Below are 22,129 nucleotides of genomic sequence, written 5' to 3'. Positions count from 1 at the left end.
CAACGATAGCGATAGCATAGAAGAATTAATGGCTCAAAATGCTAGTTGCCCAAATTTTGATGAATTAGACGATGAAAGACAAGACTATAGTGAGTAGATAATGAAAGATACAAGCTTTTATGAAAAATATATAACACCAGCACAACTGGAAGAGATGTTTGGCATTAGTAGAGGACTTCAAAATAAGTTACGAATGCAAAAGAACTATACGGATGAGAATAGACAAAAACATTTACCTTTGCCATTTTTAAAAATTGGCAACCGTATTTTATACAACATTGATAGCATCAAACAATGGCTAGAAGACATAGAACAAAAGTAATTTCTAAGGAGACAAAATGATTAAATTTACGAGTTTAGCAAGTATAGCGGCTATATCCTTTTTATTTTTTGGATGTTCAAGCATACCAAAGCCAATAGAACTTGATAGTAGTAGCCAAATCACTATCAACCAAGAACTAATTAGGCAAGAAAGGCACAATATTCCGTTAGACCCATTCTTAAAACAAAACAACTGGACATATAACTTAATGTTTGAAAAAAGTGGCGATGAGTATATACCAAATAATATGATTGTTAAAACATTCTATGTAGCACACAATGCTGATAAGATCATAGTTATTGGAAATAAAAAGATAGCCCAAGACTACAAAGATTACTTGGCAAGCAATGGTTGTAAGAATATTGCTATTCATCCAGTAGATAGTATTGGACAATCTAAAAAACGCGTAAATATCTTATTTTTTGGAATGAAAGGAAAAAACGATGAAGATTATATCAAAAGCTTTACTAACTTGTTTGATTTTTAATAGTGCCGTATATGGGGCTGACGAGCTTACTGGGGATACAAAACTAGCATGCGAAGCTATTTTGTGCCTATCAAGTAGCGAAAGACCAAGTGAGTGTTCGGCAAGTTTAAGTAAATACTTTTCAATAAGAGCAAAAAAGGCACATGAAACGGCAAAAAAGAGGAAAAATTTCTTAAAGCTTTGTCCAACCGATACTGCTATAAAAACAGACCAAGATTACGCAAGTTTGATTGATACTATATCAGAGATAGGTGGGGGATGTGATGCTAGCGATCTTAACAAGAATTTGGACAAACGTCGTGTCTGGGATAGTGAGAAAGGACTATATCAAACTCAAATTAGAATAAGCCCAAACATGCCTGAATATTGTAAAAGACTTGCTCGTCATAATTATACAAATATTAAGGACTTGAAATATACTTGCGACACCAAGTTTTATGACGAGAGTATATGGAAAAGAGGATATGAGCTACAAACTATAAGTCAAGCTCAATACAACGCTTTAAGTAGCGATAAAAAAGAAATTCAACCAAATCCAGAATTTTCGAAATGTGGCGACATAAATAAAAGTTACCATTGGCGACAGAGTTGTCGTCAACATATATCTCAATACCTATTCTTTGAGAAGAAGTATTTTAGTAAAACATGCTGGGTAGACTGATGGAAAATGAAAATCTATTTGATAGCACTGGCTCATCTGAAGTTGCACCAATAAGAAAACTCGAAAGCAAAGATGAAATCATAGCTAGGCTTCAAAAAGAGGCAGAAAATGCCAAAAACGAGCTAGATGATGTAGAGCAAGGCAAAAAAGAATTGCAAGAAAGACTTGAAAGACTAGTTTATGAGCGTAATACAACAGCTGATATTTTAAAGAATGAAGTGGCAGAGCTAAATTCTAAATTTGAAAAAGCTGGATTGAAAATAAGCGAAAAAGGCGTTGTCTCTGTCTTGGATTATTCCAACTACCAAAAAAGAGTTGACATGAGTTTCAACATGTTTAATAGTGAGCTAAATTTGGTTCAACAAGCCTTTGAAAGATTTGCAACAGAAAATAATGCAGATTACAGTAGATACGTTAAAATGGTTCAATCGCTTATGGATGAGAGTGCAAAGCTTAAACAACTCTTTGAATACCTAAATGAATTTATGCTAAATCCTCCTAGTAAAGAATTTATGGCTCTTATGAATAATACACTTGCTATTAGGAAAATAGCTCAAGACTATAAAGAATTTGAAAGCATCGCAGACATCACTAAAGTCAAGGTAACCATGCAAGATCAAGAAAATGCTTTTAACGAGATGACTATGCAGTTTAATAATTTTGCTGCAAATCAAAACAAATTCTTTGAAGAAGAGCTAAATAAAATTGAGGTTTTTAAGGACAAGATAAACATAAGGCTAAATGATACTGGAGATGAATATAAAAGATTTAGTGAGAATATGATCGCTAATTTAAACAATCAGTTAAAAGTTTTTGAGGTAAATCTAGCTGAGTATAAAGAAATTAGAGAAAATGAAACAAAAATACTAAAAAATTTAAAAAAAGGAGGATACGCACTAACAGGATTACTTTTTATGATGTGCTTGGCACTTGGTGGAATTATCGGTTACGCTATTTTCTTAATCAAATAGCGTTATAAAAATTTTAAATTAAAAGGATAAAACAATGGCAGATTTTGACAGAACAGAAAACGGCAACGAAAAGAACCTTGCAACAATTTTCATAAGCAAAACTGAATTACCAGAACAAAACAAAACATTAATTGGCTTTGGCATGGAGCGTCCATACGAAAAAGATGGAAAAGAAATAGAACTTGGTGCAGTAAAAGCATTTTATGCTATAGAAAATGCTAGAAATTTTCTCAATGGTGTTGATTGTCGCAATCACCCAGTAAAAATAGAGTGCGGCTTACAAAACGAAAAGCACACTTTCTATACGGCATCTACTTGGATACACAATGGCATAAACGATAAGACTGGTCAAGCTTATAGTCTTCATAAAATGGCAATCACAATTCGCCCAGAGATTAAAAACGAAGCTGGCGAAATAGTTCAACAGCAAGAGAGAATTTTTGCTACAAAAAATAGAAATGGCGTAAAAGGTTACTCTTTTGACGTTACAAATGATAGTGCCCTCGAGAAAGAATTTTTAAGCAATATTTCCAAAGGCTTTAACTTGGGTCTGGTCGCTGAAAAAAATGAGACATTGGCTAAAAATCCAAAACTTATGGAAATCGTTAATAAAATTCCAGACAGATCAGCCGTAACAATGAATTATGACTTTGTTAAGCAACAAGGCATAGTCGTATTGCCAGAAACCATGAAAGCAGTCACAAAATCGGTAAGCAAAGGTGCTGAAATTTTAAATGGCGAATTAAAGCAAGAGCAAAAAAGTCAAGGTTTTGATAGATAGTCTCACTTCAACTTTTTTGCTGTATTTAGGGCTAAAACTACTACTTTTAGCCCTTCAAAAATTATAATAAAAAATAATTTTAAAATGTATAAAAATATAAAAAACAATTTAAAACAATTTAAAAAATTAATGAAGGATACAAAATGGGTAGATTATTTATAGCAGAAAAACCTGAACTTGCACGTGCAATAGCTAAAGGGCTTATTGGCAATGAAAGTAAAGGTAATGGCTTCATTAGAAAAGGTAACGATACCATAACTTGGGCTTTTGGACACATTTTGGAGCTTTTTAAGCCTGACGATTATGCAGAAAAATATAAAAAATGGAATTTAGAAGATCTACCCTTTGAAATAGAGAAATTTAAATATAAGCCTATTGACAAGAGCAAAGATCAACTTAAAATAATTTTAAACTTATTAAAAGAAAAAGATACAACAGAAGTTATTCATTGTGGTGATGCGGACGATGAGGGACAAATTTTAGTTGATGAAATTTTAGCTTATGCAAATAATAAGTTACCAGTAAAAAGAATGTTAATAAATGACCTTAGTGAAGCTGGCATCAAGAAAGAGTTAAATAATATAAAGTCAAATGATGACTTTTATGGGCTTTCTCAACGTGGTTTTGCAAGAAGCTTGGCTGATTGGATAGTCGGACTAAATTTAACTAGAGCATTTACCGTTGTGGCTAGAAATAAAGGGTATCAAAATGGTGTTTTAAATTTAGGACGTGTCCAAACCCCTATTCTCTCCTTAGTGGTAAATAGAGATAAAGAAAATGAAAATTTTAAAAGTCTGGAATACTTTGCAATTAGTGGTGAATTTAAAAGCTTTGATGGCATAGATTTTCGTGCAAATCTAAAAACTGATGATAAAATTACAGATAAGGATTTAGCTCAAAACATATTAAAAGAGTGCGAAAACAAATCCGCAAGAATTACAATCAAGAAAACCGAAAAAAAGAAAGAGCTACCACCACTTCCTTACAATTTATTAAAACTTCAAGCTCAATGCGCAAAAGAATTTGGCTTAAAACCTGATAAAGTTCTTGCTATTACTCAAAACTTAAGAGAGAAATTTCACTTAATAACTTATAACAGAAGTGATTGCGAATACCTACCTGATACAATGTATGATGAGTCGCCAGCTATTATACAAAGTCTAAAAGAAATTTTTAAAAATTCTGACGATATTGAGTTAAAAGGGATTTTGGACAATGCTGACCTTACTATAAAAGGTGCAGCATTTAACTCAGCAAATATTTCGGCTCACCATGGCATTGTCCCAACTGGAGCAAAAGCGTGTTTAAATGAACTAAGTAAGGATGAATTAAATATTTTTACACTTATAGCAAAAAGATTTGCATTGCAATTTTTTAAAGCAAGAGAATATGAGTCAACAAATATAGTTTTGGAACTTAACGAATATAAATTTACAGCCTCACAAAATACCACAACTGATCTAGGTTTTACTTTCTATCTTAAACCGCAAAAAGATGAAAAAGATGGTAATGATGATGATGAAATAGAAAACACTTCAAAGTTGGATAATTTAATAGAAGGCTCTATGGCTGAGTGTTTAAAGATTAAACTTGAGCCAAAAAAAACTAAACCAAAGCCATTTTACACCATGGCAACACTTCTCACCGACTTAACTGGCGTAGCCAAATATGCTAAAGATCCGAACATTAAGAAATTACTCCTTGAAAAAGATCAAGGCAAAAAAGGAGAAAATGGAGGTATCGGAACCCCAGCTACTAGATCAAATCATATAAAAAGCTTGATAGATAATGAATTTATCAGTGTTAGCAATGACAAAAAGCAAATAATACATGCAACACAAAAAGGTAAAGACTTAATTTCAGTTGCACCTGAAATTTTAACCTGCGTTGATATGACTGCTTTATGGTTTGAAAAACAAAAAATGATCGAAAGCCGCGACTTAAGCTTGGATGACTTTTTAACAGAAATAAATCAACAAATAAAGGAAGAGATAGCAAAGGTAAAAGATAGCGATATGGGAAATTTTGAAACAAAACCAGATAATGCTCAAATTTGCCCTATTTGCAATAATGGATATTTAATAAGACATGAAAGCCAAAATAAAAAAGGCGTATTTTGGTGGGGTTGCAGTCAATGGCGTGAAGGTTGTAAAGCATTTTATTACGATAACGATGGCAAGCCACAGCTTGAAACCAAACCAAAACAAGAAATACCAAGTGATGCACCTATATGTCCAAAATGCAAGAGTGGTAAGCTACTACCTAGAACCAGTGCGAAAGGTTTTAATTATTTTGCATGTAACGGCAAGTTAAAAAATGGCAATTGGTGCAATGCTAAATTTAAGACAAACGATAATGGCGAACTTGAAGAGATGGTTTTTGAGAAAAAATAAGGATAGTAGAGTGCAAGCAAAAGACCTAAAAAAGATTATCAATACGGTAAGGTTTAATGATATTTTATTAACTTTTAAAGATCCAGAGGATTTCAAATGTTATTGTGATTTCTTAATCAATAAGCCAAATAGCATTCATGATAACAGCCACAGCTTTTGGAATAGTTATTATAAATTACAAAATAATATTCTAAAAAATATTGAAGAAAAAAATTCCAAATATGATCTTTGCAGGAACGAACAAACTAGAGAAGAAGCTAGTTTGTCTTTAGAACGATTAATAAATGAATGCGGCTGCGAAAACATAAAAGCTAATGTTATTTATTTTGATGCATTTGATAAAAATTCACAATACATCTATGCTGATGAATACGAAAAACTAGAAGAGCTTGTAAATATTATCGACAAAAAATACCACATCTCGAACTATAAAACAAAATTTGCTTGTATACACTGGAATGATCACGAAGAAGAGTATCACTCACCAAAGGTCAGCATCCATAGAGTCTTAATAAAGGAATAACATGCCAACTTACAAAAATTTAAAATATATCAATGAAAGCAAAAATTCAATATTAAGTAATTTAGATAACAATTTACAAGAACAATATGCCAGTGACCTAGATCAAAATCTAAACGAACTCTACAATAATGAGGTTAGGTCGAAGATTGAAAAAATGGGGGATAAAAACCAACAAATTTCAGAATTTTTAAATGAAATGTATTCAAATGTTGATTACAACATGGATGAATTCGATCCAAAATACTTAAAAGAAAATAAAGAAAAATTTAAGGATATAAAAGGTGGCATAATCGCAAGTATTATTGATAGGAACAATAAAGCACAAAGCAACTACCAACTTGAGAGCTTTTTCGAAAAGTATGATCAAATTTTTGACAAGAATACACCTCATGATAAGATAATAGATAATGTTGCTAGTAAATTTCTAGAACTCAATGGAGAACTTTACAACAAAATAGAGCATGAATCAGTATACAACGAAGCCGAACTAGCTCTTAGTAAAACATTATCTAAAAATATAACTTCACGCATTGATATTGATACAAACAAAGATGGAAATTATCAAATAGATAAATTTAGTAAGTTGCTAGCTGCCAACAAAGAGTTTAGAGGAGATGAAAATATCGCCCTATTCCAAACTCTAAAAATGATGGATAAAGCATTAATGGATGAAAACAATAAGGATTTTAAAGCTATACATGAAAAAATAGGCTTTAACTTTACTGATATTAATGGAAAAACTATTCATATCAATGCAAGACTTGGCGAAGGACACTTTCAAAAAGACTTAGATCATTTGGTAAAGATAGGTTGCAATGATTGTGGTATAGGTAGTGTCAGCAAAATAGCTAATAAAATTTTTATAAAATCCACTGAAACAAACGATCTAATTTTAGATCAAAATGAAGAACAAAGCAAAGAGAGGGGCAAAGGATTAAATTTTAAAAATCCTGCAACAATTGATAATTTTGAAAAATGTTTAAAAGGTGGCATAGAAGCAACTGCAGCATTGGCTGAAAGCATAGGAGATGAAAGTATTACAGCTTTTACTCAAAATTTAAATCGTGTTGCTGGCATATCTGGTATAGGTAAACATATAAATAATATTGTATCAGCACAAAATAACAAAGAGGTAATAAATAGATTAGGCAAGGCATACACAGAAAAGGTCAAAAGTGGTGCAATAAAACTTCCAAAAGAAAAAGTTATGGAACACTCAAATCAAAAGAGTTTAGGCGCTAATAGATGAAATTTTTAAAACAATTTAAAATAATAAAATACTATAAAAAACTATTTATTATTATATTATCATTATCTATAATAGCGACAAATGTTTCAGCTATACCCAATGCTAATGAAAGTAGATACAATAAGCTCTTTTATAAATTTGGCAAAGAGTTTAATATCCCTCCGATACTTCTTTGGGCTATAGCAAAAACAGAGAGTAACTTTACCAATAATGCAAAGAATATTAACAACAATGGCTCAATAGATTATGGGTTGATGCAGATTAATTCAATTCATGAAACAACGTTAAAAGCTAAAAATTTAAGCATTGATGACCTATATAAGCCAGAAACAAACATTCAAATGGGAGCAATGATACTAAGAAATTGCATTAATAAACATGGTTGGGATTATAAAGCACTAAACTGCTATAACGGAAAAGTTGAAAATAATCCATATTCTCGTAAAGTTTTTGCAAATTTAAGAACTTTAAAACAAGCAAGAAGAGTAATTAAATGAACTTACACAAAGATGATACAAGGGCTTTTTTAGAATATCTTGGTTTTGACGTGGATAGCCACTATAAATTCAGGATGCGAGAAGATGAGCATACCGCTTCTGCTTCTATTGATCCAAAGAATGGCTATATTAAAGACTTTGGCAGTGGTTTTAGGGGTGATATAATAGCATTTTATAAGGAAATAAAGAATTGCGACGAAAGAAGTGCATTTTTAGAAGTAGCAGGCATTCTAGACAACTTAAAAATAGATCATGATCTAAATCATGGGCAAAAGACAAATATTGCTATTCATAAAAAAGCTATAAATGCTAGACCAATTAAAGAAGAACCCACAATAGATTATCTTGATGACGACATAGTAAAAAAATACGAAAATGAAAGGCGTGAGAATTTTACACGCTATCAAGAACTTTTACATAAACTGCTTCCAGTTTGCGACAATAATCAACGTAAAGAAATAGCTCAAAAATTTCAAATAGGTTACTCCAAAGAAGAAGATAGGTTGGTAATGCCATTAAGAAATGAGACTGGCAAGATCGTAACGCTTTGGAAATATAATCCAAATTTAAATATCAAATACACTTTTAGCAAAAATAGACCACGCTGCGCCTTTAATATCCAAGCATTAAAAGAATATACAAGAGATGATAGTCCTATATTCATAGCTGAAGGTGAAAAAGACTGCTTAAATATGTTGTCACGTGGATATAAGGCTATAAGCTTTGGGAGTGCTGCCACTCATTTAAAACAAATTCAAATTGATATGTTAAAAGATAGTTACATTGTTGTAGCATATGATTATGACGAGGCAGGGAAAAATGGTGCAAAGGCTTTAAAAGAGCAGTTAAATAACTCTTGTAAAGTTGTAGAAATAATAGAATGGGAAAAGATACTCAAACAAAACGGATTAGAAAAAGAGCTAAAGAAAGGATTTGATTTCACTGATTTTCTAAAACTTAGTGCCAAGGAGAGGGAAAAAAACAAGGAATTAATAGATGACAGACAACAAAGAAAAAGATAATAGCCAATATAAACCAAAGAAAAGACAGGTTGTAATTTATTTAGAAGAAGATGAATTAAAATATTTAGACTATATCTATAATAAAAAATTCTTTCCAACTCGTGCCGCATATATTAGAATGCTTATTAATGAAGACAAAGAAATGAATGGCTATTAAAAATATTAAATATTTTAATATTGTATAAAAATATTTAATATTTCACATAATAATATATTGTTATAAAAGTATGTAAAAATCGGCATTTGCCATAAATTTAGATAAAATTTTATTTTAAAATTTTATTTTTTTGTAAGGATTTTAAATGGCAAAACAGAAAAATGATAATAATCTATATGATAGTCTTGATCTATTTAGTATGGCAGATGCTCATCCAGAATACTTTGGAGGTAATCTCAATTCAATTATAGAAAAAACGATTGATATAGATACACAGATAAATGAGATAGAAAATAGCTTATTTGAAACTATAAACACAACAGATGTTACACCAAATGAAGAAACCATAATTAATCCTATAAAAAAATTCAATAATACCTTTGAGGACCTAAAACTAAGCGATGCCCTAGAACTAGGTGGGGAAAAGGATAGATTTAGAAAAAATATTGCAGCAATTAAAACTACTAACGAAATTTACCCAAAATTAGATCTTGCTAAGAAAGGCGAAATAGAACTAAATATTACAAGAGAGCAACAGCTAACAATAGCTAACTTTTCAGGCTGGGGAGGAATAAATGGACTATTTGATGAACGCAATGAAAAATGGAAAGATGAAAGAGAAGAGCTCAAGAAGCTACTTAGCGAAAGTGAATATGATGCTGCTAAACGCTCAAATTTAACTGCATATTATACGCCTAAAAATATCGTTTCGGCAATGTATAAAGGTCTCGAAAGACTTGGTATTAATGCCGATAGAGCAGATTTGAACAAAGAAATTCTAGAGCCTAGTGTAGGAAATGGTTCGTTTATTACGTTTAACAAAAACGATAATTTTCATTTTACTGGTCTTGATATTGAACCTCTTACAATTAAAATGAACAAAATTTTATATCCGAATCAAAAAAATAATAACATTGGCTACGAAAAATTTACTTATGATGAGCAGTTTGACGCAGTTGTTGGCAATCCTCCATTTTTAGATGTCCCACTTTTTGATAATAAGCATCAAGATTTATATGGTTCAGCCCATAATTTCTTTATACAAAAAGCCACACAATACAGTTTAAAAGAAGATGGAATAAGTGCTTTTGTAGTAAGTCGTCACTTTATGGATGCTAAATACAATTCAGCAAGAGATGAGATAGCGCAAAATCATACTTTCTTAGGTGCAGTGCGTTTGCCAAACAATGTTTTTAAGCACACAGAGGCTGAAACAGATATCATTTTTCTACAAAAAGGCAAGCATCCTGAGTATAACAAAGAAATATCCAATATTAAATCAACTCAAGTAGCACAAGATGGCACAGAATTAAATCAAAGCATAAACCATTATTTTATTGAAAATCCCCAAAACATACTTGCTAAGCCTGTCTTGAGAAATGGGCAATTTGGAAAAGCAATTTTTTATGATCCAAAAGACGATATAAATTTTAGTCTTGATACAGCAATAGAAAATTTTATAGAAAATCAACTTCCTGCTAACGTATATAAGTGGAGAGAGCCGGCATCTATTATCGACTTTGCAATAGAAAGTTACGACGATGCCTATGACTATGTTAAGGATTTAAAAGAAAATAGCCTTTTAATCTATAATGATCAAATTTGCAAAATAACCTCGTCGATAAACGGAGAAATAAGAGCATCAAAAATTGAAGATTTAAGCCCCACCATCCAAAATAGAATTAAAAAGTATATACCTTTAAGAGACAAACTCAAAGAGCTCATTGCACTAGAGCAGACAGATATCAAAGACGATGATATAAAACTAAAGCAAACAAGAGAACAGCTTAATTTGTTACTAGACAACTATCATATTAGCGAAGGATTTTTATCTGGGAATAAGGCAGCATCATTTAAAAATCTAGATGTAGAGTTTAGCAAAGTCAAAGCTCTAGAAAAAAACTATAAAAAACCTGAACGTGCAAGAGATGGCAAAGAAGCCATAAAGGAAAGCTGCGAAAAGGCTAATATTTTACTTCGCCGAACAATAGGCTTTACTCCTGAAATTTTGTTTGACAATGAAAAGGATGGTGCATTAGTAAGCATGTATCAGTTTGGAAAGATCGATATAAACTATATTTCAAAAAAACTAGGAAAATCAAATATCGAAGTCGAAGATCAAATTATTGCAGAAAAACTGGCTTTTTACGATCCAGAAAAATTATCAAAAGGCGAAAGAGAGCTAATTTTTACTCCAATTTATCTTAGTGGAAATGTCAAGGAAAAATTAAAATCAGCAAAAAATCTACAAGACATTTATGCGGACTTAATGCAAAACAATATAGAAGAACTTAGCAAGGTCATACCACAAGATATTAGCTTTGTTGATATAGACACGAGGTTTGGCAGTTCTTGGATACCAATAAAATACTATGATGATTTTTTAAAGAACGAGCTAAAGACATCAAACTATAATAATGATGCATGGAAACTTCAAAATTTAGGTTCCATGGGTTGGCAAATAGACGGAGATAAATATCATCTTTCACAATATGCAACTTATAACTATTCCGTTGAAGTCAAAGGACTTACCACACAAAGACTAATTAATGGAAATTATGAAATACACCAAAATGTAGGTAACAATAAAAGCGTATATGACATTATAGAAAGTGCTCTAAATAATACACCTATAAAGATTATGGAAAAAACAAATGAGCCTTTGCTAGATAAAGAAGGTAATATTAAGAGAGATAAAGAAGGTAACATAGTCTTTAAACAAGTAATAAATCCAGAAAAAACAGCTGAAGCAAATGCGAAAGTTGAAATGCTAAAAAGCAAATTTAATGAATGGATATATAGCGACCGAGCTAGAGCAAAAGAACTAGAACGTATTTACAACGACAAATTTAACTGCTACGTTAAAGCCAAATTTAATGGAGATGGTTTAGAAATTTTAGGGCTTGATGGCAATATAAAACTTAGAAAGCACCAAAAAGATGCTATTTTTAGAAGCATGGTTCAAAAAAATATTTTACTTGATCACGAAGTTGGGGCTGGCAAAACATATGCAGCAATAGCTGCTGTTATGAAGCAAAAAGAGCTTGGGCTTGTAAAAAAACCTCTAATCATCGTTCCAAACAATCTTGTAACCCAATGGGATCAAAGTATTTTTGATGCATTTCCTAATGCTAATGTGCTAGTGGCAGACGAAAACTCTTTAAGCCCAAAAGAAAGAGATGAGTTTTTGGCTAAAGTAGCAAATAATGACTGGGATGCCGTTGTTATAAAATATACACAAGTAGAAAAACTACCAGTTCCTTTTGAAACACAAAAAAAGATACTTGACAAAGAAATTTATGAGCTAAAAGAAGCTCTTAGATATTACGAGGAACGTGATGAATCAACAAACAGACGTTCTGCACGTCAAGTTGAAAAAATGATAGCTAGAGTTGAAAAAAAAGTGGAAAAACTATTTGACGATAAAGCAAAATCCAAGACAATGGATTTTTCAATGCTTGGTGTTGATAGTATAGTGGTTGATGAGGCACATAACTTTAAAAATTTAGGCGTAATCTCTCCGATGAATGCAAAAGGCAAAGGAGCTAATACTTCAAGCAAGAGAGCATTAAATATGCTTGCACTTACTACCTATATTAACGACAAAAAAGATGGTAAAGTAATGTTTTTAACTGGAACTCCAGTATCAAACTCACTTAGCGAAATTTATAATATGCAGAGATATTTGCAGCCAAAAGAGCTTGAAAATTTAGGCATAGATAGCTTTTCAAATTGGGCTAGTAATTTTGCTGGTATAGATATTGCCCCTGTAAGAGATGCTAGCGGTCGCATAAAAATGGAAGCAAGGTTTTCATCACTTACAAACTTACCTGAGCTATCAAATATACTAAGCCAAACAACAGACACTATCACAAATGATGATATTAAAGCCTTTTCAAAGACATTTGTTCCAAATAAAGAAGTGATTTACGTAAAAAGTGAAAAATCTAAACGTATATCAGATTATATAGGGGAAGCTGATGAAAATGGAATTTACCCTAGATACTCAATTACTGGGCGACTTATTAGTATGGAAGGTGGAGGATATGATCCAAGCATCGATAACCCACTAAAAGTAACAAACGACGCAAAAAAAGCAAGTATTGATTTTAGACTAATAGATCCAACAGCCCCTGATTACCCAAATTCTAAAATAAATATCGCGGTTGATGAGATATTTAAAGAATGGCAAACTTGGGGTGATAAAAAGGGGACTCAGCTTGTATTCTTAGATGTTGGAACACCAAAAAGCACTAGTGATAAATCATTTAACTTAAAACTAGACGAGATATTAGCTAGAGAAGAGCAAAAAACAGAATATGTTGATGAATTCGAGAATATAAATGATACTTTAGAAAACAGCGAGGTATCAGTAGATGATCTTGATGAAAATGGAGAGGTTCTAAAAAAGGATGAATTTGATGATAGTAGATTTTTTCTTTATGGAGATATTTATAAAAAGCTAGTTGATAAAGGAATACCAAGAGAACAAATAGCATTTATACATGATGCAGTTAGCAACGAAGAAAAAGCGGATCTTTTTAAAAAAGTTAATGATGGTGAAGTTAGAGTTCTTTTGGGCAGCCGTGCAAAAATGGGAACAGGAGTAAATGTCCAAAGACGCATCACAGCACTTCACCACATAGATTGTCCATGGAGACCAAGTGATATAACACAAAGCAATGGAAGGGCGATTAGACAAGGTAATCTCTTTTATGAGAACGACCCAGAAAACTTTATAATCAAAGAATTTAGACATATTACTCCTGGAACGTTTGATGAAAGGAACTGGGAGTTGCAGAGCAAAAAGAACGAGGCTATATTAAATTTCAGAAGAGGTGTCGTCGGAGAACGTAGTTTAAATGGCTTTGAGGAGGATTTATTAAATTCAAATGAGGCACGTGCGGTCGCCAGCGAAAATCCTCTCATCTTTACAGAGTTTGAATTAAATGAAGCTATAAAAAAAGAGAGAAATGAGCTCAAACGATATAAAGAACAAGTTTTTTCTAATGGTGAGGAGCAAGAGAAAAACAACATTAGAATGGCTAACATAGAGATACAAATATCTAAAATAGATATCATTAAAGATATAGTAAAACAAAATACAAGCGAAAACTTTACTTGTAAAATGAACAAATATAAAGCCTCTATTGCAACTGGTGGTTTTGAGCCAATAGTGCATGACTTTAATATACCAAAAGATAAAAATGGCACAGATACTAACGAAATAGAAATAAAGCAAAATCAAATGGCAGACATCTTGCAAGATAATATAAATTTACTATTTGCAGAAAAAGAGACGCCAAGAGAGGTTGCAGAATATAAGGGCTTTAAAGTTATTGGAGAAGTTACAAATACAGCATTTAATGGAAATATTATATTTTTTAAGCTCGTAAACAAAGAATACGATATAGAGTTAGAACCAAGATCTCTTGAATATAATGACGATATATCAAAAGGTATTAGCGCAAGAGAACAAATTAGCCTTAGAGGCTTTTTTACAAGAATAAACAATGTCCTAAGTGATGAAGCCCTACAAAAGAGGCTAGAGAAAAATAAAAATGATCTAGAAAAATTAAAAGAATCAAATATTACTTTAAAAGAATGGTTAGCAAGCAACCAAGTTTATCCAAAGCAAGAACTTTTAAACAAACTTCAAAAAGACCTTGAAATTTGTAATTCCGAAAATGAGAAGATGATTGTAGACAGGCAGTATAAAAGTGAGTTTAAAAGTTCAGCACTAGAGGAATATAAAAATTGGGACAAAATTCAAAAAGAGAAGTTGCTTGAAAAGCTAAAAGAGCGAAACAATAATGATCAAGTAGAACGACCAGCATTTACGCAACCACAATATAAATTATCCAAACAAACAGAAGAAAAAAGCAGATCAATAGATACTGGCATCAGTCTTTAATATGGCACATTTTATAATTGTATTAAATAATTTAATACAATTATAAATTATTTAATATAGTATTAAACAATAAAAAAAATAAATTTCTCAATAATCTAGAAGTAAATAATTATATACAATATTAAATTATATTATATTATTTAATATTATTTTAAACTTTTTTATATTAGAATTCTTTTATATTTAAAACAAAGGAGAAAAGATGCTGCCGAATAAACCGCAAGATTATCCTAATAGTTTTCCAGCTCGAGTATGGTATACGCACCTTATAGAAGAAATCGGTGAAGAAGCTATCGAAAAGCTTGGCTTTTATCCAAACGAAAGACTGCTTGACACAACAAAAGCCTTAGTAGCAAAACAAGATCAAGCACTAGCTAATTTTTTTAGTCAAAGAATATTTTGGGGAATTTTTTATAGCAGTAATGGCGGCATTGAAGAGTCTTTAGGCGTAGGCAATCGTAGGATAATTCCACTAATATGGTTTAGACAAATTGCCGACAGTAAGTTTGCTAACTCGCTTAAAGAGGTCGCAAAAATTGCAAAAAGTGATTTAGAACAACTTCTTTATGAAGGTATCTTGTATCAAGAATTTTTTGAGTTACAAATTTTAGTTAAAAAGGATAGCATTGAATGGCTAAAAAATAATGCTACCAAAAATGAGGTATTAAGTCATCATGGCTTTAACAATATGTTGGGATATAAATATTTCTTAAAAAGAATAAGAGAGGGATTAATGTTTTCAAATCAAGCTTTAGAGAATGGTTTTGATGAAAAAAAACTACCTCGTTTTAGTGAAATGGTAGCACAAGGGGATGGAGCATTTTTACCTTGTCCATTAGTTAAAAACGATCTACACTTTGGTGGTGGAAAATGGCAAATAGAATATGAGTTTGTCACAGATGGTGACTATTAATATATTAAATTTTAAAATAATTTAATATAGTAAAAAATAATTTAATACAAAGGAAAAAAAGATGAGATTACTAGGCAAAATTGCACTTGGTGCAGCAGCAACAATCATGCTTATTGGTTGTGGCGAAGGATCTAAGTATGGCGATAAAGAATATACATTTGAATATTTAAGGGATAATGAACAATTGCTAGTAGAATTGGTTCAGTGGTGTGAGTTAAACAAAAATGCAAATTTAAATACAACACAAATGAAAAACTGCCAAACTGCATATGACAGAAAATCAAGGTTGACTCAAAAATGGGGAAATGAACCAAGTAAATGGGAAAAATTAGTCGAGAAATACGGAACTAAAAAACAATAAGCATAGTCTAAAGGATAAAAAATGGTAATAGCAGTCTGCAATGAAAAAGGTGGTAGCGGAAAAACAAATATTGCTATAAATTTAGCCATAAAATTAGGTCTTATGAAAGATGACACTCTTTTAGTAGACGCTGATCCTCAAAGAAGTATAGATGTTTTTACTGATATTAGAGCTGATGCAAATTTACCACTACTATTTAATGCTGTCTCAAAACTTGGATCATCGATGCTAAAAGAGATACAAAGCTTAAAGCAAAAGTATGATAGTGTAGTAATTGATACTGGTGGACGTGATAGCCAAGAAATGAGACAAGCGTTAGCGGTTTGCAATATTGCTATTATCCCAGTTATTCCGAGCGATCTTGATATTGCCGTTTTGAACAAAATGATACTAGTTTTTAATCAAGCGAAAATTTACAATCCGAATTCAAAAGCACTAATAGTTATCTCTAAAGCTTCACCAAATCCTTTTCTAGCTAAAAAGGTAGAAGCACTACGTGAATATATTAGCGAAAAGAAGTTAGAAGATATTTTTCTAGCAAATAGCATAATCTATGAACGTGAGGCATATAGAAATGCCTTTTCAGCAGGAATGGGTGTGAGCGAATATTGCAAAGATAACGAAAACGCAAAGCTTGATTTCGAAGGCTTCTTTAACGAACTTGTCAATTTTGCTAATAATTAAAAACAATATTATATTATTTTATAAAGTTTAAAATAATATAATATATTGAATTAAAAGGCTAAAATCAAAGGAAGAAAAAAATAATGGCATACATATCTGGCTGGGAAGCTTTAAATATACCTAGGCTTGATGGTTCAATCGCCGACTGGCATCCACTGCTTTATTTTGCCAATAAAAACAATATAAAAACTTACGAGAATAATGAAATTTTAGGTTCTTTGGGGATACAAAGGCGATATGTAAAGATGCTTGATAAAGAAGAGTATGTAGCAAATTATGCAAGAGCGATAGCTGATTTAGTCTATAAAGGCGAAACAGCTGGTCTCAAGAACTGCGTGCAAGATTACTTGGATGATAACGAGGAAAGCGAACTTTTCAACTATTTAAAGCTTATAAATAAAAACAAAAAAGTTGATGATTTTATGAAATTTGAATTAACAAAGCTATATTTTAAGGATAAAAGATGCTAGAGCAATATCAAAAAGATAGAATTAAACTTATAAAAGAAATTTTGCCATATCTTGGGGATACCTTTGTTTTAAAAGGTGGAACGGCACTTAGTTTATATTATGGGCTAAATAGATATTCAGAAGACATTGATTTGGATTGCACAACCAACAATATGAATTTTATAAACAAGCTAAAGCGCCATAAAGATTTTAGTAATTGGAATATAAATATTAAAAAAGATACCGACACTGTTTTTAGAGCAATGATAGATTATGGTGCAACCTCTCATTACGGCAGCTATCCACTAAAAATAGAAGTTAGTAGCAGAAACAAAGACCTACTGAGATCCAAGACTTTAAATTTTGAAAATATAAATGGTGTTAACGTCTATTGTGTGGATGAGCTTATAAAAATGAAAGGAGTTGCTTTTAGTGGCAGAGATAAAATTCGAGATTTTTATGATCTAGGGTATCTACTACAAACTTATCCTGACAAATTTAGCAAAGAAAATCTTTTTGGAATACGAGAAAAGATCTTTTACTGTGGCGAGGATGAACTAAATTTACTTTTAAAAGATGAAAGTTTGCAACATAAACTTATATCACAAGACAAAATTCACATAACTGATACTTATACTCAAGATGTATTAAGGCGTATCAATACTCTACTAGAGCCAGTAATACAAAGAGATGCAACACAATCTCAAAAACAGCAAAATGATAGTTCAAAAGCCGTTCTGTCTAGACTTGGTATAGCATATGTCAAAAAAGTAGAAAGTGGAGTCATAAAAATAAAAGAAACCAAGAATACAAAAGAAAAGGAAAGATAATGGGAATATTGGATAAGAAAAATGGATTTGCATTTGTAAACAATGCCAACATTGCAGCAAGTAGCAATGTGGAAGAATTTATAAACTCTGGTGCTGCAGATAGTAATGAAAAGAAAAAAAGCAATGCTGGACGTCCCAAAAAAGTGGGTGAAAAACCGGTATCGGTTGCAATATATCTTATGCCAAGCGAAAAAGAAAGACTAGAAAATGAAGCGAAAGCTCAGTTTATGAGCTTGTCTGGGTATCTAAAATTGAAAATTTTAGCATGACTACATGTAGGTTATGGCTATACCGTAAAGAAATAGAGATAATTAAAACAATCCCCAAAGATAACAAGCAGATGTGTCTATCTGTTAAAATCTTTTTTATTAAGACTATTAGCTTTTTTGCTATCAATATTTGTTGTATTTTCCACAACCTTTTGTTTGGCTTGTAAAATTTGAGCTTTGCTTGAGTCAGTTTTATTTTGTTTTGGATTAACATCTTTTGTTTGCGAGGATGGAGCAACAACTTTTGTGTCACTTCTGGAAAGAATTTTATATTCAGTCTTTTTCTTTTCAGCTTCACTGAGGGGAGTCAATTCAACTTCTCTCTTTCCTTCTACAGAACAATCCCACACATTCCTATAAAGAGTTTTTTCGCACCATTGTTTAGTTTTTTTATCATAAATTTTCTTTACAATCGGTTCCTGAGCAGTTACTGCAAACCTAGCATAATCTCCATTTGTAATATTATAATCTTCCATTAACTGCCTTAAATGCTTGCCCCAAAGAATAGTTTCTTTCCCTTTACTTGTCTCAAATTTAACATAATACGACTCTTCGGTATGCTCATCTAGTGAAAAATTATATTTTGCTTCACCATATCCAGTTATCTTGTAATGATGCGGCTTATGTCCATCCCAAACGTCTGGAAATTTATTCTTAGAAAATTTCTTATTTTTATAAGAAAAATTTGTTGCTTTATATCCCAAATCGGTTAAATTCTTTGCAAACTCATCACGCATCATATCCAAATCAGCTGGAGAAATTTTAATTCTTTTTCCATTACAATCAACACTTTTTAAATCCAAATGGCAATGAGGATTATCTGTGTCATTATGGACTGCTAATATAAAATGATTATTTAAAAATCTTTCTTTAATGGTTTTTATTGCAGCATTTTTAATTTCCTCGACAGGGATATTATTTTCACCTTTCATAGAAAAAACCATATGCACTACCTCGTTTTTTTCTTTTAATTTTAGTTTTTCAACATCATGTTTATTGGGAATATCATAAACCCCATCTTGGAATGTTGCAGCTATTTCATTTATATCATTAATAAAAATTTCATTATCACTTTCTAAAGGATCATTAATAAAAACATCAAGTAAGCCGTCTCGGCTAATATATTTTATATGGCTTTTAAGTTGATTAAAATTTTGATCCTTGCCAGTAATTTTTATCAAGACTTGAGAATTATATCCACGTCTTTTAGTTAAAAGTTTAGTTGTATGCTCTCTTTCATTTTTAGTAAATTTTTGAGAAATAAAACCTTTGCTTAAAAGATACTTATTCCAAATCTTATCTTTAAAACTTTGAGGAGAAGCGAAATATTTTCTCTGTTTTTTTTCAAACTCGCTCCAGATTTTTTTAGCTTTTAAAAAATTTTCATCATCCAAATATGATTTTAATTTATGACTCATTTTAATTTAGCCTGTAAAAACATTTTTTGTTCTTTTATAAAATTGTCAGTCTCTTGAACTTGTTTATTTATTCTATTTATTAAATTATCAATAGCATCTTTTTCAAAAGAAGCAGAAGTATTTTGTTGAATTGCTTTTACAAAAATATTTAAATTTATACCAATGCGTTTAACCAAATAATTCATTTTTGCAAATTCATTTATTGTATCGTTACTTAAAATTTTATCATCGTAAAGGTGGCTCAAAACCAAAAATTTTGAAAACTTATTTACACTAGAAAAACCATTATCCTTTGCAAGTTGTTTTAATTTTTTAAATTCAACATCGGTAAAAAAATTTTTAACCTCTTTGATATTTTCTCTAGTAAGCTCAGACCTTTTTATTTTTAAAAGTGGATAATTTTCTTTTACGGCATCAATAATTTTATTATCTCTCTCTAAAAAGAACAAAAGTAAATTGATTGCTTCATTTAATGATTTTACCCCCATTTTTTCTTTTAAGGTTTGTAAAAAATTTAAATTCTCAACATCTAATCTAAAAGTTTTTAATTCTTTAGCCATAATTCAAAAACCCTCCATTTCCTATTTACCAAAAATTTTGCAAAGCAAAAATTACAAGAGCCTCGCAGAGTATTTGCCTTTTTCTCAAATATTTTGTATTACAAAATAGGAGAAAAAGGCTATCCTGCAATCTACTATTTTATGTAACTTTTTTTGCTTTTATTTCTTTATTCATTTTAGATTATAACACAGCTTTTATCAAAAAATACCAAGAATATGTTATAATAACAAAAAATATCAGACAAATAAAATAACCAATAAGAAGAAAAAGGTTATACATGAATTTGATATTCTGTTTTTAAATATAAACATCAAAAATTATCAAAGCATAAAAAGGAGCTATACAATGTCAAAACTTACAGCAGCAGAAAGACTTCTAAAGAATGAAGAACAACTTAAGAAACTTTCAGAGCAAAGAAAGCAATTATTAAATGCTATCAAAGAAGAAAAAGAGCAAAAATTTAAGGACATAGGTATAAAGATCATAAAAGCAGTTGAAACAAATGAGCAGTTTAAAATTGATTTTTTAAACCTTGTCAAAGAACACAATATAGGAATAGAATTTTAAATTTTTATCAATGTTAAGATTTTCAAATATTTTTAATCTTTTATTGATTTTTACAAATTATTAAAGATGTTATATAAAAAAACATAAATATATTAAATTTTATACTATACTTACTTGTAAAATTAAAAAATTTAGGAGATTTATTAAAATGCCTTTACTTCAAGATGTTTGTAACATATACGGAATTACCAAGTGCGAACTTGCCAATATGTTAGGTATTTCAAAAGCCACTTTGGATGGTTGGGCTAATGAAAATAAAATGCCAAAGAAAACTCGTCTGGCTCTTGAACTTATATTAGACGATCACTATAAATCAAGTTTATTATCCGATATTAGCGAACTAATTTCAAAAATTAGCACCTTTAATACCCAAAACACTCATATAATATCAAAATGGGAAGATGACCAAATGATGCTGGTTGAGCGTATAAAATATATTTTAGACGAATTTAATTTAAATACTATTTCGGCAAGCGAAAAATTAAACGAAACAAGCTTTGAAAAATTATATAAAATTTTAAAATTACAGATTATTCCTGATTTTGACTTTTTGAACAAATTTTCTAACACTTTTACAATAAATAACGAATGGCTTAAAACTGGTAAAAGATATCCTTTTGATGTAAAGTTTATAAAATCCAATACTCTTGATGAGCTAAGTGAAGAAGTAGAAGATTTTAAGAAAATTTACATTATCCATAGTAGTGACAATAAAGCATATACTGAAATAGTCGTTGAATATCAAACAGGTAAATTTGATATTTTTAAAAATGTTTATTGCATAGGAGAAGATTTTATAATGAGTGGTCCAGAATGTTATGATCTTTATGAATTGTATAAATTTTACATAAAACATGAGCATAAAATATCACTTAGGGTTCTAGAACGCAAAGACTATGATAAATTAAACTCATCAAATTATTATATTGGAAACATTATGAAAAATAGCAAGCCTTCTTATATGCTAGATGATTTATTTGATTTAAAATATTTAAATAAAAATACATATGGAAATTTTTTCATAGAATGCACTGATATAATTAAGGAAAGAGTAGAATATGAAAAAAATAAAAGAATAAAAAATAATGAATAAAAGGAGA

Annotated in this window: 22 protein-coding genes; 20 read left to right on the top strand and 2 right to left on the bottom strand. The window is 30.7% G+C overall.

Annotated elements, in window-relative coordinates; translation table 11 throughout:
• The first annotated feature begins 100 nt into the window (after nt 1-100).
• From CVS89_RS03120 to CVS89_RS03035, 18 genes are all read left to right on the top strand, one after another.
• Complete coding sequence (locus tag CVS89_RS03120) at nt 101-322, top strand: DNA-binding protein (protein WP_103568025.1); 222 nt, start codon at nt 101-103, stop codon at nt 320-322.
• A 16-nt stretch (nt 323-338) separates the two neighbouring features.
• Complete coding sequence (locus CVS89_RS03115; RefSeq protein ID WP_103589007.1) at nt 339-809, top strand: cag pathogenicity island Cag12 family protein; 471 nt, start codon at nt 339-341, stop codon at nt 807-809.
• Nucleotides 766-1,470, top strand: a complete 705-nt coding sequence (locus CVS89_RS03110) for a TrbM/KikA/MpfK family conjugal transfer protein (protein WP_103568026.1) — start codon at nt 766-768, stop codon at nt 1,468-1,470. Before CVS89_RS03115 ends, CVS89_RS03110 begins: the two co-directional genes overlap by 44 nt.
• Nucleotides 1,470-2,441, top strand: a complete 972-nt coding sequence (locus CVS89_RS03105; RefSeq protein ID WP_103589006.1) for a hypothetical protein — start codon at nt 1,470-1,472, stop codon at nt 2,439-2,441. The genes CVS89_RS03110 and CVS89_RS03105 overlap by 1 nt, the downstream gene beginning before the upstream one ends.
• Before the next feature lie 34 nt (nt 2,442-2,475).
• Nucleotides 2,476-3,222, top strand: a complete 747-nt coding sequence (locus tag CVS89_RS03100) for a hypothetical protein (RefSeq protein WP_103568028.1) — start codon at nt 2,476-2,478, stop codon at nt 3,220-3,222.
• A gap of 143 nt (nt 3,223-3,365) precedes the next feature.
• Entirely contained in the window at nt 3,366-5,615 is a 2,250-nt protein-coding gene (topB, locus tag CVS89_RS03095) for a DNA topoisomerase III (protein ID WP_103610259.1), read from the top strand.
• Between the two features lie 10 nt (nt 5,616-5,625).
• Nucleotides 5,626-6,138 (top strand): hypothetical protein, encoded by a 513-nt coding sequence (locus tag CVS89_RS03090; RefSeq protein ID WP_103589004.1) that lies wholly within the window; start codon nt 5,626-5,628, stop codon nt 6,136-6,138.
• Nucleotide 6,139: 1 nt separating this feature from the next.
• Nucleotides 6,140-7,387: a hypothetical protein gene (locus CVS89_RS03085; RefSeq protein ID WP_103610257.1), complete on the top strand. Its 1,248-nt coding sequence runs from the start codon at nt 6,140-6,142 to the stop codon at nt 7,385-7,387.
• Nucleotides 7,384-7,884 carry a lytic transglycosylase domain-containing protein gene (locus tag CVS89_RS03080; RefSeq protein WP_103589002.1) on the top strand — a complete coding sequence of 167 codons (501 nt, stop codon included), beginning with the start codon at nt 7,384-7,386 and terminating at the stop codon, nt 7,882-7,884. The genes CVS89_RS03085 and CVS89_RS03080 overlap by 4 nt, the downstream gene beginning before the upstream one ends.
• Nucleotides 7,885-7,958: 74 nt before the next feature.
• Nucleotides 7,959-8,906 carry a toprim domain-containing protein gene (locus tag CVS89_RS03075; RefSeq protein ID WP_233091263.1) on the top strand — a complete coding sequence of 316 codons (948 nt, stop codon included), beginning with the start codon at nt 7,959-7,961 and terminating at the stop codon, nt 8,904-8,906.
• Nucleotides 8,881-9,063 (top strand): hypothetical protein, encoded by a 183-nt coding sequence (locus CVS89_RS03070; protein WP_103568034.1) that lies wholly within the window; start codon nt 8,881-8,883, stop codon nt 9,061-9,063. The genes CVS89_RS03075 and CVS89_RS03070 overlap by 26 nt, the downstream gene beginning before the upstream one ends.
• 145 nt (nt 9,064-9,208) lie before the next feature.
• A complete protein-coding gene (locus CVS89_RS03065; protein WP_107848177.1) occupies nt 9,209-14,977 on the top strand; it encodes an N-6 DNA methylase in 5,769 nt (1,922 codons plus the stop codon).
• A 202-nt stretch (nt 14,978-15,179) separates the two neighbouring features.
• Nucleotides 15,180-15,890, top strand: coding sequence for a hypothetical protein (locus CVS89_RS03060; RefSeq protein WP_103610254.1), 711 nt, complete (start codon nt 15,180-15,182; stop codon nt 15,888-15,890).
• A 61-nt stretch (nt 15,891-15,951) separates the two neighbouring features.
• Nucleotides 15,952-16,251, top strand: a complete 300-nt coding sequence (locus CVS89_RS03055) for a hypothetical protein (protein WP_103568037.1) — start codon at nt 15,952-15,954, stop codon at nt 16,249-16,251.
• Nucleotides 16,252-16,272: 21 nt separating this feature from the next.
• Nucleotides 16,273-16,935 carry an AAA family ATPase gene (locus tag CVS89_RS03050; RefSeq protein WP_103568038.1) on the top strand — a complete coding sequence of 221 codons (663 nt, stop codon included), beginning with the start codon at nt 16,273-16,275 and terminating at the stop codon, nt 16,933-16,935.
• 83 nt (nt 16,936-17,018) lie between these two features.
• The gene (locus CVS89_RS09995; RefSeq protein ID WP_103568039.1) at nt 17,019-17,405 is read left to right on the top strand and encodes a hypothetical protein; all 387 of its coding nucleotides are present in this window, start codon (nt 17,019-17,021) and stop codon (nt 17,403-17,405) included.
• Nucleotides 17,399-18,214, top strand: coding sequence for a nucleotidyl transferase AbiEii/AbiGii toxin family protein (locus CVS89_RS03040; RefSeq protein ID WP_107848176.1), 816 nt, complete (start codon nt 17,399-17,401; stop codon nt 18,212-18,214). The genes CVS89_RS09995 and CVS89_RS03040 overlap by 7 nt, the downstream gene beginning before the upstream one ends.
• On the top strand, nt 18,214-18,483 hold the full coding sequence (locus CVS89_RS03035; protein WP_103588998.1) for a hypothetical protein: 270 nt from the start codon (nt 18,214-18,216) through the stop codon (nt 18,481-18,483). The genes CVS89_RS03040 and CVS89_RS03035 overlap by 1 nt, the downstream gene beginning before the upstream one ends.
• A gap of 77 nt (nt 18,484-18,560) precedes the next feature.
• Here CVS89_RS03035 and CVS89_RS03030 read toward each other — a convergent pair whose 3' ends face one another.
• Both CVS89_RS03030 and CVS89_RS03025 read right to left on the bottom strand, forming a co-directional pair.
• Nucleotides 18,561-19,877, bottom strand: a complete 1,317-nt coding sequence (locus tag CVS89_RS03030) for a relaxase/mobilization nuclease domain-containing protein (RefSeq protein WP_233091262.1) — start codon at nt 19,875-19,877, stop codon at nt 18,561-18,563.
• A gap of 20 nt (nt 19,878-19,897) precedes the next feature.
• The gene (locus CVS89_RS03025) at nt 19,898-20,461 is read right to left on the bottom strand and encodes a hypothetical protein (protein WP_103588996.1); all 564 of its coding nucleotides are present in this window, start codon (nt 20,459-20,461) and stop codon (nt 19,898-19,900) included.
• 346 nt (nt 20,462-20,807) lie between these two features.
• Between CVS89_RS03025 and CVS89_RS03020 the strand changes: the two genes are divergently transcribed.
• Both CVS89_RS03020 and CVS89_RS03015 read left to right on the top strand, forming a co-directional pair.
• On the top strand, nt 20,808-21,029 hold the full coding sequence (locus CVS89_RS03020) for a hypothetical protein (RefSeq protein ID WP_103567783.1): 222 nt from the start codon (nt 20,808-20,810) through the stop codon (nt 21,027-21,029).
• 148 nt (nt 21,030-21,177) lie between these two features.
• Nucleotides 21,178-22,122: a helix-turn-helix domain-containing protein gene (locus tag CVS89_RS03015; protein ID WP_103567784.1), complete on the top strand. Its 945-nt coding sequence runs from the start codon at nt 21,178-21,180 to the stop codon at nt 22,120-22,122.
• The last annotated feature ends 7 nt before the right edge of the window (nt 22,123-22,129 follow it).

This window comes from Campylobacter concisus (genome assembly GCF_003048615.2).
GTDB lineage: Bacteria > Campylobacterota > Campylobacteria > Campylobacterales > Campylobacteraceae > Campylobacter_A > Campylobacter_A concisus_C.
This window is presented reverse-complemented; position numbering and strand designations above follow the sequence as displayed.